The 13,860-nt window shown below is 73.2% G+C and carries 11 protein-coding genes; 10 read left to right on the forward strand and 1 reads right to left on the reverse strand.

What is annotated here, in order from left to right; translation table 11 throughout:
• Positions 1-370 precede the first annotated feature (370 nt).
• Positions 371-1,489, forward strand: a complete 1,119-nt coding sequence (locus tag FH610_RS14110; protein ID WP_139574841.1) for a glycoside hydrolase family 11 protein — start codon at positions 371-373, stop codon at positions 1,487-1,489.
• Positions 1,490-1,739: 250 nt separating this feature from the next.
• Complete coding sequence (locus tag FH610_RS14115; protein WP_139574843.1) at positions 1,740-2,609, forward strand: fumarylacetoacetate hydrolase family protein; 870 nt, start codon at positions 1,740-1,742, stop codon at positions 2,607-2,609.
• A 69-nt stretch (positions 2,610-2,678) separates the two neighbouring features.
• Here the strand turns inward: FH610_RS14115 and FH610_RS14120 are convergent, their stop codons facing one another.
• On the reverse strand, positions 2,679-3,224 hold the full coding sequence (locus tag FH610_RS14120) for a DinB family protein (protein WP_139574845.1): 546 nt from the start codon (positions 3,222-3,224) through the stop codon (positions 2,679-2,681).
• Between the two features lie 190 nt (positions 3,225-3,414).
• Here FH610_RS14120 and FH610_RS14125 point away from each other — a divergent pair, with 190 nt between their 5' ends.
• The 8 genes from FH610_RS14125 to FH610_RS14160 all read left to right on the forward strand — a co-directional run bounded on the left by FH610_RS14125 (position 3,415) and on the right by FH610_RS14160 (position 13,733).
• Complete coding sequence (locus FH610_RS14125; RefSeq protein WP_139574846.1) at positions 3,415-4,119, forward strand: ubiquinone/menaquinone biosynthesis methyltransferase; 705 nt, start codon at positions 3,415-3,417, stop codon at positions 4,117-4,119.
• A gap of 176 nt (positions 4,120-4,295) precedes the next feature.
• Positions 4,296-5,303 carry an SWIM zinc finger family protein gene (locus FH610_RS14130; protein WP_139574848.1) on the forward strand — a complete coding sequence of 336 codons (1,008 nt, stop codon included), beginning with the start codon at positions 4,296-4,298 and terminating at the stop codon, positions 5,301-5,303.
• Positions 5,300-6,685, forward strand: coding sequence for a DUF5691 domain-containing protein (locus FH610_RS14135; RefSeq protein ID WP_139574850.1), 1,386 nt, complete (start codon positions 5,300-5,302; stop codon positions 6,683-6,685). The genes FH610_RS14130 and FH610_RS14135 overlap by 4 nt, the downstream gene beginning before the upstream one ends.
• Positions 6,682-7,749, forward strand: a complete 1,068-nt coding sequence (locus tag FH610_RS14140; protein WP_139574852.1) for an ATP-binding protein — start codon at positions 6,682-6,684, stop codon at positions 7,747-7,749. The genes FH610_RS14135 and FH610_RS14140 overlap by 4 nt, the downstream gene beginning before the upstream one ends.
• Complete coding sequence (locus FH610_RS14145) at positions 7,739-10,111, forward strand: DUF5682 family protein (RefSeq protein WP_240808960.1); 2,373 nt, start codon at positions 7,739-7,741, stop codon at positions 10,109-10,111. Before FH610_RS14140 ends, FH610_RS14145 begins: the two co-directional genes overlap by 11 nt.
• Entirely contained in the window at positions 10,111-11,244 is a 1,134-nt protein-coding gene (locus FH610_RS14150; RefSeq protein WP_205825776.1) for a VWA domain-containing protein, read from the forward strand. Before FH610_RS14145 ends, FH610_RS14150 begins: the two co-directional genes overlap by 1 nt.
• Before the next feature lie 29 nt (positions 11,245-11,273).
• Positions 11,274-12,629, forward strand: coding sequence for an MFS transporter (locus tag FH610_RS14155; RefSeq protein WP_240808961.1), 1,356 nt, complete (start codon positions 11,274-11,276; stop codon positions 12,627-12,629).
• A 108-nt stretch (positions 12,630-12,737) separates the two neighbouring features.
• Positions 12,738-13,733 (forward strand): enolase C-terminal domain-like protein, encoded by a 996-nt coding sequence (locus FH610_RS14160; RefSeq protein ID WP_139574856.1) that lies wholly within the window; start codon positions 12,738-12,740, stop codon positions 13,731-13,733.
• Positions 13,734-13,860: the final 127 nt, after the last annotated feature.

A 13,860-nucleotide genomic window follows, 5' to 3' on the forward strand; every position in this document is an offset into this window, starting at 1 on the left:
ATGACACGCGACCCCGACAGAACCGGTTCCGCGCTTCCGCCCGCCTCGGCATCGCACGCCGCCGCATCCGGCCCCGAAGCGTCATCCGAAAGTCTGCTGAACTTTTCAGCGTCGGCCGAACCGTCCGTCGAGCGGTTCGATCGCATCGCCATACCTTCCACCAGGCTGAATGCTTCCTCTCGTGCGATGCCGGGTGGAATGTGCTTTTCCGGATCATTTCGGGTGACGTTGACGACTCGGCGAGGCGGTCCGATACTTTCGCCACTACGCCGATACTTTCGGCTGCGCGGCGCCGGCGCGGTGGCCGTCACTTCGGCCGTCCCAGCCCACGGTGCCTGTCCCCGTCAGCCCTCACGAGGAGGAAGCGCGCATGATCGACGCTCCCGTTCACTGGTCAGGCCGCAGACGCGGCGGCCTCAGGCTGCTCGTCGTCCGGGCCTGCGCCGTGGCGCTGGCCGCGGCCGTGGCGCTGCTGCCCGGCGTCGCCCACGCGGCCGTCACGACGAACCAGACCGGCACCAACAACGGATACTTCTTCTCGTTCTGGACCGACAGCCAGGGCACGGTCTCCATGGATCTGGGGTCCGGCGGCAACTACAGCACCTCCTGGCGCAACACCAACAACTTCGTCGCCGGCAAGGGCTGGAAGCCCGGCGGACGCAGGACCGTCACCTACTCCGGTAGCTTCAACCCCTCCGGCAACTCCTACCTGTCGGTGTACGGCTGGACCCGCAACCCGCTGGTCGAGTACTACATCGTCGACAGCTGGGGCTCCTGGCGGCCCACCGGCACCTACAAGGGCACCGTCACCAGCGACGGCGGCACCTACGACATCTACGAGACCACGCGCTACAACGCGCCGTCCATCGACGGCAACCAGACCTTCAACCAGTACTGGAGCGTCCGCCAGCAGAAGCGCGTCGGCGGCACCATCACCACCGGCAACCACTTCGACGCCTGGGCCCGCTACGGCATGAACCTCGGCACCCACGACTACCAGATCCTCGCCACCGAGGGCTACCAGAGCAGCGGCAACTCCAACATCACCATCGGCGGCTCCACCTCCACCGGCGACCCCACCACCTCTCCGAGCAACCCGCCGTCCGGTGGCGGTGGCCAGATCAAGAACGTCGCCGCCGGCCGCTGCCTCGACGTGCCGAACGCCAGCACCACCGACGGCACCCAGGTGCAGCTGTGGGACTGCAACGGTCAGAGCAACCAGCAGTGGAGCTACACCTCCGCCCAGGAGCTGCGGGTCTACGGCAACAAGTGCCTGGACGCCGCGGGCACCGGCAACGGCGCCAAGGTCCAGATCTACAGCTGCTGGGGTGGCGACAACCAGAAGTGGCGCCTCAACTCGGACGGGACCATCGTCGGGGTCCAGTCGAACCTGTGCCTCGACGCCGTCGGCGCGGGCACGAGCAACGGCACCCAGATCCAGCTCTACTCCTGCTGGGGCGGCAACAACCAGAAATGGACGCGGAGCTGACGCCCGGGGCCGCGATCCCCGCCTGATGATCCTTTCCTTCCGGTGAGGAGGCTCCGGTGCGGCGGCATCCGCCGCGCCGGAGCCTTCCCTGACGGGGCATCCCGTGGGCATCCGGTGCCGATGCCGGCGTAGGGCTCTGGGAACCGCCAGCGCGGGAGCGGGGCCTTCCCTCCCGGGCCGTCTCCTACCACGATGGGCCGCAGCAGTTGCCGATGGAGAAACAGTCGTCGACTCGTGAAGGCACATACTGATGCGACTTGTTCGTGGTTACCTCGCCGGTGATGCCGGCGCCTCGGGCCCCGCACGCTGGGCCGTCCGTGACGAGGAGGGCGACCGCCTGCTTCCCGAGGACTTCTCACTCGGGGAGGCGCTCTCGTCCGGTCTCGGCCACTTCCGCCGATCCCTCGCGGCGGAGACGGGTGAGGCCGCGACACTGGCCTCGCTCGCGGCCCCCGTGGACCACTGGACGGAGGTCTGGGCCGCGGGGGTCACCTACCGTAGATCGCGGGAGGCGCGCAGAGAGGAGAGCCGCGCCCCCGACGTCTACGAGATGGTCTACGACGCTCCCCGCCCCGAGCTGTTCTTCAAGTCGCTCGGCTGGCGGGTGCGCGGGCATGGGCAGGCGATCGCCGTAAGGCCCGACTCGTCCTGGGACGTCCCGGAGCCGGAGCTGGCCGTGGTCGTCTGCGCGAACGGGGAGATCGCCGGTTACACCATTTGCGACGACGTGAGCTCCCGTTCAATCGAGGGCGAGAACCCGCTGTACCTCCCGCAGGCGAAGGTCTACCTCGGCGGAACCGCGCTGGGGCCTGGCATCCGCCCCGCCTGGGAGGTGCCGGACCCCTACGCCCTCGGCATCCGTCTCGGCATCTCGCGCGACTCCCGGGAGATCTGGACGGGCTCGGCGAGCACCCGCCTGCTCCACCGGCGGATCGACGATCTCGTCGAACACCTCCTGCGCGCCGACCGCTATCCGCACGGGGTGATCCTGGCCACCGGCACCTGCCTCGTGCCCGAGTCGGACTTCACGCTGACCCCCGGCGACGAGGTGCGCATCGAGATCGACGGTCTGGGCCGCCTCGTCACCCCCGTGGGCGCGGTCACGGACATCGACCCCTGATCGGGAGAGCCGGCCGGCTCGGCGTTAACCGGTCGCGGGCGATCCCCGGGGACCGCCCGGCTCATGTCCTCATTGGCCGGTGGCGCCGTCGATCCGCTCGCGGAGCAGGTCGGCGTGCCCGTTGTGGCGCGCGTACTCGGCGATCATGCCGACCAGGACGCGGCGCAGCGAGACCGGCTGTCCGGTGGCGCGGTGGACACCGGTCTCGTCCAATGAGCGGGCGGCGGAGACGATCTCGCGGGAGCGCGCGCACTCCGCCCGCCACACGGCGAACGCCTCCTCGACGTCCCCGTCCAGATCCTCGAAGTCCTGGTCGGGGTCGTCGTCGGAGTAATAAAGGAGCGGGACGTCCTCGCCGGCGAACTGGATGCGGAACCACCACCGCTCCACGCCCCCGAGGTGCCGGAGGATCCCGTGGAGGCTGAGCACGGACGGCGGCACCCCCTTGTCCGACAGCCGATCCTTCGGGATGCCCGAGCACTTCAGCGCGAACGTCTCGCGGTGCCAGTCGAGGAAGGCCGTGAGGATCTCCCGCTCGTCGCCGACGAGGGGAGGGGTGGACCGGGAATCGTCGTCCCACTTCTTCGAGTAGTTGGCCTCGGGTATCTCGCTCATGGGCCCGACCCTGCCAGACGTCGCCGACATTTCCGCCCGGGCGCCGGACACGGAGGCACACTCAGCCGCCGGGAGCCTGCCCCCGGCCGTCCGCCCGAGGATCCGTGCGAGGTGCGTGATCCCCCCTGCGGGGGAGGAGGACCGGCGGCGACTTCGGCAAAGTGGCAGGGTGAATGAGGAGCCACGACGGATGTCATCGCATGACCAGCCGTCGCTCAAGGGCCGAGAGGTCCAGCGGACGTTCGACAAAGTCACCGACTACTACGACCGGATGAATCGCCTCATGACACTGGGACGGCATGCCGCCTGGTGTCGTGACGTCGCGGCGAGCGCGGGAGTCCCTCCAGGTGGAAGCCTGCTCGACATCGCCACCGGAACCGGCGTCATCGCTCTTGCGGCACTGGAGAGGTATCCGGGCTCGGCCGTCTTCGCCGTCGATTTCTCGGAGCGGATGCTGGCGGAAGCGGCGAACAAGCCGGGGGCGTCCGCCGTCACCTGGCAGCATGCGGATGCGAACGATCTGCCCTTCGATGACGAGTCATTTGATGCCGTCACGCATGGTTACCTCCTCCGCAACGTCGATGATGTCGAGCGCGTGCTCGAAGAGCAGCACCGGGTGCTCAAACCCGGAGGCCGGGTCGTCATTCTGGAGACCTGCCCACCACGAGGGCTGCTCCGCTACCCGGTGAGCCTGGGAGTTCGGGTGATGATCCCCCTTCTCGGCCAGATGGTCGCGCGCGATCGTGAGTCGTACGCATACCTGCAAAGATCCACGCTGGGATTCATGACCCCGCAGGAGGTCGTCGCGATCCTGCGTCGAGTCGGCTTCGTCTCCATGGCGTGGAAGAAGAGGTTCTTCGGCACTCACATGATCATCTCGGCGCGGAAGCGGTAGCCGTCGTAAGGCGCCGCTGATCCTCCGGCGCCGGGCGAACCGCCGGATCACCGTGCGCGGCGGGCCCGGGCTCGCCGCGGCGAGGGTGTCCTCCGGACACCGTCTCCCCGGACCGTGAACTGGCCCGACTTCACGAGCGAGCCTAAATGTCGGAGCGCGTGGCTACTGTGCGGCGCGTGGAGGAACGGTGGGGCGGGGCCGCGACCCGGAACACGGGCGACGCCGAGGCGGGCCGCGGCCGGGCCGGCGCCGAGGGCGGTGACCGGGCGGCGGCCAGGCGCACCCAGGCCGAGCAGCGGGAGAGCAGGGTCGGCGCGGGCCTGTCGGAGCTGGAGCGGTGGCTGGCCGACCAGATCGGGCAGGGGATCGCGCAGGCGCGACAGACGGGGCCGGCCGACTGGGACGACCTCGCCAGGCGACTGGTCGACGCGCAGGCGCCGGGTGTGGCGGGGGCGGTCACCCGGCTCTCGCGGGTGCTCGGCGCCGAGGACTGGCCGGGCCTTCTGCTCGGTGAGTACGCGCTGCTTCATCTGCTCGCGGTCGCCTATCGCCGCGCCGCGGCGCTGCCCGAGCCGTTGCGGCAGACCGTGCGGGCGCGGGTCGGCTTCTCCGTCACCAGGGAGTCCGTCCTGGCCACCCCGGCGGTGCCCGACCACTGGGATGTCGTCGGCTGCCGGGACGAGGAGCAGGACCGGCTGGTCGCCCGGCGCGTGTGGCTGGCGGGGCGGACGACGGGCCGCCTGGCGATGGTGCTGTCGTTCGCGCCTGCCGGGCAGCCGCTCGAGTCGTTTCCGCCGCCGGGCACGACGATCGACGCCGACCTGGCCTTCTACCCGGGGGCGTCGCCGCTGCGCGCCCTGGTCGCCGAGCGACGGGGCCTCGTCGACGCGGGGCCGCCCCCGGGGACGAAGGTCTCCCAGGTGCCCGCGCTGATCGCGGAGGTGCTCGCGGCCGATCCCTGGACCGACTCCTGGCCGCTGGTGCTCGACGGAGCCGTCCCCTGCCCGGACGGGCTCGCGGACGACGAGGGGAACGCGCTGCCGCTGCATCCGTCCGCGGGTGTCCCGTGGCGGCTGCTGGCCGTCTCCGGCGGGCGGCCGGTGACGGTCGCCGCCGAATGGACGCCGCGCGGGCTGCTCCCGCTGACGGCGTGGAACGAGGACGGCGGGGTGGTGCGGTTATGACGCGGGCCGCTTCCGGCGGATGGGAGGCCGGGCGGGTTTCGTGGGAGGAACTGGTGTCCACCGCGCTGGTCGGCGCCGACCGCCGCGCCGTCCCGCCGGAGAGCCTCCTGGAGCGGGCCGCCGAGCAGGTGGTCCGGATGCGCGCGGGGCGGCGGCCGGGCAGGGGCAGGCCGCCGGCCCCGGCGGCGGCGGAGACGCTGCCACTCGTGCCCGGGGCCGCCGCGGACCGGCTGGCCCGGATGCTCGCGGGTGAGCAGGGGAGGCTGCTGACCGAGTGGCTGGAGACGGCGGCCGCGCGGCGGGTGCGGGTCCCGGCCGAGATGATCCCCGGGCTGCTCGACCTCGGGGCGCGGGACCGGTCGATCCGCGCCTGCCTGGGGGCGGTCGCCGGAGCCCGGGGCCGCTGGCTCGCCGGTCTCAACTCCGCCTGGGCCTATCTGCTGGCGGAGCCGGCGCAGGTGCCGCCCGACGAGGTGTGGGAGCTCGGCACGAGCGGCGACAGGCGTGCCTTCCTGACCGTGTTGCGGCGCCGCGACCCCGCTGCCGCGCGGGAGCTGCTCGAACGCGGCTGGAGCGCGGAGACGCCGGAGGAGCGTGCCGTCTTCGTGACGATCCTCGCGGACGGCCTCGGCATGGCCGACGAGCCGTTCCTGGAGGCGGTGCTCGACGACCGGCGCCGCGAGGTGCGGCAGGCCGCCGCCGACCTCCTCACCCGCCTGCCGCGGTCGCGGCTGGCCCTCCGCATGACCGCACGGGCGCGCCGTTTCGTGACCAGGAACGGCTCCGGGCTCCGGGCGGAGCCGCCGCCGGCCTGCGACGGAGCGATGGAGCGCGACGGTGTCAGGGCGCGGCCACCCGCCGGGATGGAGACGCGGGGCTGGTGGCTGCAGCAGGTGGTGGCGCACACGCCGCTGTCGTTCTGGCCGGGTCACCTCGGCATGCCGCCGGACGAGATCGCCGGGGCCCGGATCGGCGACTGGGAGCGGGAGGTCCGCATGGGCTGGACCAGGGCCGCGATCCTGCAGCGGGACGCGACCTGGGCGCGTGCCCTGTTCGAGGCCGAGCCGCTGACCGACCTGCTGGCGGTGCTCCCGCCGGAGGAGCGGTCCCACCGGGCTGCCGAGCTGGTGGCGGGCCATCCGGTGGACGGCCAGATGGTCATGATGCTGGGCGGCGTGCCGCGGCCGTGGGGGCACCGGCTGGCGAGAGCCGTGCTCAAGAAGATCGTCGAGACCACGCGGACGCAGCCGTGGAACGCCGGCGAGCTGATCCGGCTGGCGGGGGAGCGGTTCCACCCCGCGATGCACGAGCACGCCGGGGAGGTCCCCGAACTGGCCGCGACCCTGCGGTTCCGCTTCGACATGCTCAAGGAGCTTGCATGACCAGCGTTCTGCGCCCGCACGCGGAGGACCAGTTCGCCGACGAGCTGGTGATCCTCGCGAAGACCGACGACCGGCCACGCCCGCCGGGCTGGCGGCTGTCGCCCTGGGCGGTGACGACCTACGTGCTGGGGGACGGCGGCCAGATCACGCCGAAGTACATCGGCCCGCGCAGGATCGTCGAGGTCGCGGTGGCGACGCTCGCCACCGACAGGGCGCTGCTGCTGCTCGGCGTGCCCGGCACGGCCAAGACCTGGCTGTCCGAGCACCTCGCCGCGGCGATCAGCGGTGACTCGACCCTGCTCGTGCAGGGCACGGCCGGCACGGCGGAGGAGGCCGTCCGCTACGGGTGGAACTACGCGCGGCTCCTGTCGGAGGGCCCTTCCCACGGGGCGCTGACGCCGAGCCCGATCATGCGCGCGATGGCGGAGGGACGGCTGGCCCGGGTCGAGGAGCTCACCCGCATGCCGTCCGACGTCCAGGACGCCCTGATCACCGTGCTGTCGGAGAAGACGCTGCCGATCCCTGAGCTGGGGGAGGAGGTGCAGGCGGCCAAGGGCTTCAACGTCATCGCCACCGCCAACGACCGCGACCGCGGGGTCAACGACCTGTCGAGCGCGCTGCGCAGGCGGTTCAACACCGTCGTGCTGCCGGTCCCCGCCACCACGGAGGAGGAGGTCGGCATCGTGGCCCGCCGCGTGGCGCAGCTCGGCCGCTCCCTGGAGCTGCCCGAGACCGTGACCGGGCTGGAGGAGATCCGCCGCGTGGTGACGGTCTTCCGGGAGCTGCGCGCGGGCGTGACCTCCGACGGGCGGACCAAGGTCAAGTCGCCCAGCGGCACGCTCAGCACGGCGGAGGCCATCTCGGTCGTCACCAACGGGATCGTGCTCGCCGCCCACTTCGGGGACGGCGTGCTGCGCCCGGCCGACGTCGCGGGCGGCATCCTGGGGGCGGTGGTCCAGGACCCGGTGTCCGATCGCGTGGTCTGGCAGGAGTACCTGGAGACGGTCGTCCGCGACCGCGACGACTGGCGCGACTTCTACCGGGCCTGCCGCGATGCCGGCTGAGATCGCCGCCGGCGCCTCGTCCGGGCCGGGGGCGCCGGTGCCGGAGGTGCCGGTGCCGGGTTCGTCTGTGCCGCCGGGTTCGTCTGTGCCGCGTTTGTCGGTGCTGGGGGTGCGGCACCACGGGCCGGGATCGGCCAGGGCCGTGCGTGACGAGCTGAACAGGATCAGGCCCGATCTGGTGCTCGTCGAGGGCCCGCCCGAAGCCGACGGCCTGGTGGCGCTCGCCGCCGATCCCGGCATGCGCCCGCCCGTCGCGCTGCTGGCGTACGTGCCGGGGGAGCCGTCGCGGGCCGCCTTCTGGCCGTTCGCGGAGTTCTCGCCGGAGTGGCAGGCGATCGCCTACGCCGCCCGGGCGGGCGTCGAGGCGCGCTTTTGCGACCTGCCCGCCGCGCACGGTCTCGCGCTCGACGCCGACCCCGTACGCCGCGATCCCATCGGCGAACTCGCCCGCGCGGCGGGCTACGACGACCCGGAGCGGTGGTGGGAGGACCTGGTCGAGCACCGGGGCGAGGCCGGGACTCTCGACGTGGTCGCCGAGGCGATGAGGGCCGTGCGCGAGGGGCACGTCGCGGAAGGTGTCGAGGCCCGGCGCGAGGCGTACATGCGCAGGACGCTGCGGAAGGCGGCGCGAGAGGGCTTCGCCCGGATCGCGGTGGTCTGCGGGGCCTGGCACCTGCCCGCGCTGTCCCCGCCCGCCCTGTCCCTGCCCACGCTGTCCCTGCCCGCGCTGTCCCCGCCCGGAGGCCGCGCCCGCGGGAGCGGCCTGCCCGCCGGGTCCGGCCCGGACGCGCCGGACGGGCCCCGCCGGCTGCCCTCCCCGGCCGAGGACGATCGGCTGCTGCGCGGTCTGCCCAAGGTCAGGATCGAGATGACGTGGGTGCCGTGGACCCACGGACGGCTCGCCGCGGGGGCGGGCTACGGCGCGGGCGTCGCCGCGCCCGGGTGGTACGAGCACCTGTTCACGGCGCCCGACCGCCCGGTGGAGCGCTGGCTCGCCCGAGCCGCCGCGATCCTGCGGGAGGAGGACCTGCCCGTCTCCTCCGCGCACGTCATCGAGGCCGTACGGCTGGCCGAGGGGCTGGCGGCGCTGCGCGGTAGGCCGCTCGCCGGGCTGTCGGAGGTCACCGAGGCGGTCAGGGCGGTGCTGTGCGGCGGCGACGAGCTGCCGGTCGAGCTGGTGCAGCGGCGGATGGTCGTGGGGGAGCGGCTCGGGCGGGTGCCGGACGCCACGCCGATGGTGCCGCTGCGGCGGGACCTGCGCGACGAGCAGCGGCGGTTGCGCATGAAGCCCGAGGCGATGTCCGGGGAGCACGACCTCGACCTGCGCAGGCCGCTCGACCTCGGCCGAAGCCGGCTGTTGCACCGGCTCGCCCTGCTGGACGTGCCCTGGGGGACGCCACGGCGGGCCCGGAGCAAGGGGACGTTCAAGGAGTCCTGGTCGCTGGAGTGGCGTCCGGAGCTCGACGTGGCCCTGGTCGAGGCCGCCGTGTGGGGGATCACGGTCGAGGCGGCGGCGACCGCCCGCGTCCGCAACCTCGCGGGCGGCGCGGGCCTGCCCGAGTTGTCCGCGCTGGTCGAGCGCTGCCTGCTCGCCCACCTGCCGGACGCGCTGCCGTACGTCCTGGGGCGGATCGAGGACCGGGCGGCGCTCGACGGCGAGGTGCGCCATCTCATGGGGGCGCTGCCCGCGCTCGTGCGGGCCCGCCGGTACGGGGACGTGCGCGGCACCGAGGGGCTCGCGGGCGTCACCGAGTCGATGCTCGCGCGGATCTGCGCAGGGCTGTCCCCCGCCCTCACAGGACTGGACGAGGACGCGGCCCGCCAGATGGCGGCGCTGATGGACGGCGTCCACACCGCGGCCGGGTTGATGGGGAGCGGCCGGTGGCTCGCGACGCTGACCGGGATCTCCGGGCGCGACGACCTGCCGGGGCTGCTCGACGGCCGGATCGTGCGGATCCTGTTCGACGCCGAGGCGCTGGGGGACGACGTGGCCGCCCGCATGGCGCGGTCGATGTCGCCCGGCAACCCCCCGGCCCGGTCGGCGGCCTGGATGGAGGGATTCCTGTCCGGGGGCGGCCTGCTGCTCGTCCACGACCCGCGCCTGCTCGCCACCGTGGACGCCTGGCTCACCGGCCTGTCACCCGAGGCGTTCGTCGACGTGCTGCCGTTGCTGCGGCGCACGTTCGGCGCGTTCCCGGCGCCGGAGCGGCGGATGATCGGCGGGCGGGTCCGCTCCGGCGCCGCACCGCGTCCCGGTTCGCCGGGCGGTGACGAGGGGGCGGACTACGACGACGGGCTGGCGGCGGGAGCCGTGCGGACCGTGCGCGACATCCTGGGACGCGGGACGGGCGGGAGGCCATGATGGGCGGCGAGGACGAGCGGCTGCGCCGATGGCGGCTGGTGCTGGGCGGCGCGGCGGAGGGAACGCTGGAGGGAGCGGACGCCCGGATGGACGCCGCCCTCACGGCCCTCTACGACGGGCAGGAACGGCGCGGCGCCGGTCTCGGCGCGTCCGCGCCGCGGGTGGCCCGATGGCTGGGGGACATCAGGGAGTACTTCCCCGCAGGCGTCGTGCAGGTCATGCAGAAGGACGCCATCGAGCGGCTCGACCTGACCCGGCTGCTGCTGGAGCCCGAGATGCTGGAGGCCGTCGAGCCCGACGTGCACCTGGTGGGCACGCTGCTGTCGCTGAGCCGGCTGATGCCGGAGCGGGCCCGCGAGTCGGCCAGGGCCGTCGTCCGCACGGTCGTGCGGGAGCTGGAGGCGCGGCTCACGCGGCGCACTCTTACGGCCGTCGGCGGCGCGCTCGACCGCTCGGCCAGGACCCACCGGCCCAGGAGGGCGGCCGAGGTCGACTGGAACCGTACGATCCGGGCGAACCTGCGCAACTACCTCCCCGAGCGGAAGACCGTCGTGCCGTCCCGGCTGGTCGGGTACGCCCGCGGGCAGCGGGCCGTCCAGCGGGAGGTCGTGCTGGCCGTCGACCAGAGCGGCTCGATGGCCGCCTCGGTGGTGTACGCGGGCGTCTTCGCCGCGGTGCTCGCCTCGATGCGTTCGCTCAAGACCTCGTTCGTGGCCTTCGACACGGCCGTGGCCGACCTGACCGACCGGCTGCGCGACCCCGTCGAGGTGCTGTTCGGCACCCAGCTCGGCGGCGGCACCGACATCAACCGGGCGGTGGCCTACTGCCAGAACCTCGTCACCCGGCCGGCCGACACGATCTTCCTGCTGGTCAGCGACCTGTACGAGGGCGGGCCGCGGGAGGAGATGCTGCGCAGGATCGCCGCCATGACCGCCGCCGGGGTCCAGGTGATCGTGCTGCTCGCACTGTCGGACGAGGGGGCGCCGCAGTACGACCACGACAACGCCGCGGCGCTGGCCGCGATGGGCGTGCCGGCCTTCGCCTGCACACCGGACGCCTTTCCCGGCCTCATGGCGGCCGCCATCGAGCGCCGGTCCTACGACCAAGGTCGCATTTTCGCGTCAGGACGGTGATTTGTAATGTCCGTATCATGTCTTCGGTAATGACCGCCCCAGCAGCCGTCTTCAGTCAGCGCTACCGTGCCCTGAGCGTCGGGATCGTGGCCCTGGTGATGCTCGTGGCGTTCGAGTATCTGGCGGTGGCCACCGCGATGCCCCTGATCGGCCGGGAGCTGAACGGCTACCACCTGTACGGCCTCGCGTTCAGCGGCGGCATGGCGGCCAACGTCATCGCCACGGTGGTGGGCGGGCGCTGGAGCGACGCACGGGGGCCGTTCCCCGCCTTGTGGACGGGAGTGGCGGGATTCGTCGCCGGCCTGGCCGTCTCCGGGTTCGCGCCCGCCATGGAGGTCTTCCTCGTCGGGCGCTTCCTCCAGGGACTCGGCGGCGGTCTGTTCAACGTGGCGCTGTACGTCCTCGTCGCCCAGGCGTACCCCTCCGCCATGCACCCGCGCGTGTTCTCCGCGCTGGCCGCGGCGTGGGTGCTGCCGTCCGTGGTCGGCCCGGCCGTCACCGGCTTCGTGGCGGAGACCTGGAGCTGGCGCTTGATCTTCCTGGGCGTGGCGGTGCTGTCGGTCCCCGCCGCGCTGATCATGTGGCGGGGACTGCCCGCCACGGGCGGGCAGCCGAGGGAGGCGATGGGCCGGGCCTTCCTGCCCCGGTTCGCCTGGGGCGTGTGCGCCGCGATCGGCGCGGCCCTGCTGCAGTACGGCAGCGGCGCGGCGGGTGCGGGGATCGTCCTGGCGGTCGCCGGAGTGGCGGTCCTCGCGCTGGCGCTGCCGAAACTGCTGCCCAAGGGGACGCTGCGGGCGGCCCGCGGGCTGCCCACCGTGATCGCGCTGCGCGGCCTGGCGGCCGGATCGTTCTTCGCCGCCGAGGTGTTCGTGCCGCTGATGCTGGTGCAGGAGCGGGGCCTGAACACGGCCGAGGCCGGGCTCGCGCTCACCGGAGGGGCCCTCGCCTGGTCGCTCGGCTCGTGGATCCAGGGCCGCAGGCCCCACGCGCGGGCGCTGACCATCCGCATCGGCGCGACGCTGATCGCCGTCGGCATCTGCGTCACCGCTCTGATCGTCATCCCCGCCACGCCGGCCGTCGTGGTCTTCGCGGGCTGGGTGGTGGCGGGCCTGGGCATCGGAATGGTCTTCCCGACGTTGTCGGTGCTGGTGCTGGAGTTGTCCGCGCCGGGGGAGGAGGGCCGCAACAGCGCGTCGCTGAGCATCGGCGAGTCGGTCTTCTCCGTCGTCGCCGTCGCGATCACGGGGGCCGTGTTCGCCGCGTACGGGGGCCGGCCGTGGGTCTACGTGACGTGCCTGGGCCTGCTCGTCGTCATGGCGGGCACGGCCACTCTCGTCGGCGGCCGTTTCGAGCACCGCCGCGAAGCGGGCACCATGGAGGTCTAGGGAATCCCGGGAATCCCGCCGTGGAGCAGGCCGGCCGGACGCAGCGCACCCGAGGCGCCGCCGGGACGGCCTTCGGCGGGATCCGGGGGAAGAAGCGAGGGGATCCGAGTGCCGCGTGTCCGGGAGCTGGAGGTCTTCAGGATGACCCTGCCGTACGGCAGGCGTCCCGAGACCGTCCTGATAAAGATCACGGACTACGGCGGCATGGTCGGCTGGGGCGAGGCCGTCGATCCCGCCGAGGCCGGGCCGCTCGAGCGGGGCCTGCCCGCGCTCGTCGGCCTCGACTGGGAGCACCCCTCGGAGCTGGGGGAGATCCCCGGCGGCGCGGCCGGTGACATGGCCTGCTGGGACCTGTGGGGCCGCATGAACGGCGTCCCGCTCTCCCACGCCCTCGGCGGCAGCCGCACGTCGCTGATCGCGACCGTCAGGCTGGCGGCGGACCGGTCCCTGGAGAGCATGGTCGCCCGGGTGAACCGGCACGTGTGCGCGGGCTACGGCCACGTGACGCTGGACGTCCACCCCGGCTGGGACGTCGAGCCGCTGCGCGCCGTGCGCGCCGCCTATCCCGGCCTGGCCATCGCGGTGGACGGGCGCGGCGCCTACACGGAGATCGCGCAGCTGGAGGCGCTGGACGCCTACGGGGTGGTGGCCATCGAACGCCCCTTCAAGGACCTGCTGACCAGCGCCGACCTGCAGGACCGGGTGTCCGCCGCGGTCGCGGTCGAGGTGACCTCCGTGTCCGACCTCGACGAGGCGGTGAGCCTCAAAGCGGGCCGGGCGCTGCTGCTGCGCCCCGCGAAGTTCGGCTCGCTCGGCGCCGTACGGCTCGCGCACGACCGCGCGGTGGAGGCGGGGTGGGACATCGTCTGCGCCGGTGGCCTCGGCGCGGGGCTGGCCCGGGCCGCGACGGTCGCCGTCGCCAGCCTGCCCGGCTGCTCTCTGCCCAGCGACGTGGCCGAGCCGCCGCGAAGCGCCCAGGTGGTGCTCCCGCCGGTCGGCGCGTCCGGAGGAGTCGTCGCCGTGCCGCTCACCCAGCCCGGTCTCGGGCACACGGTGGACGAGGACCGGGTGCGCCGCATGGCCCGCGAGTCGTTCCGCGTCTGACAGTGATGACGCACTCATCGAACGGGTGGCCTCACAGGAACCCGCCCTTCATCGGTCACTCGGCCGGCTGAGGCGAGGAGAACCCGGCGGCGGCCGTCGAGGCTTGCGTGCACGACAAGCCGCTGCA

It is taken from the genome of Microbispora catharanthi (assembly GCF_006334915.2).
Classification (GTDB): Bacteria; Actinomycetota; Actinomycetes; order Streptosporangiales; family Streptosporangiaceae; genus Microbispora; species Microbispora catharanthi.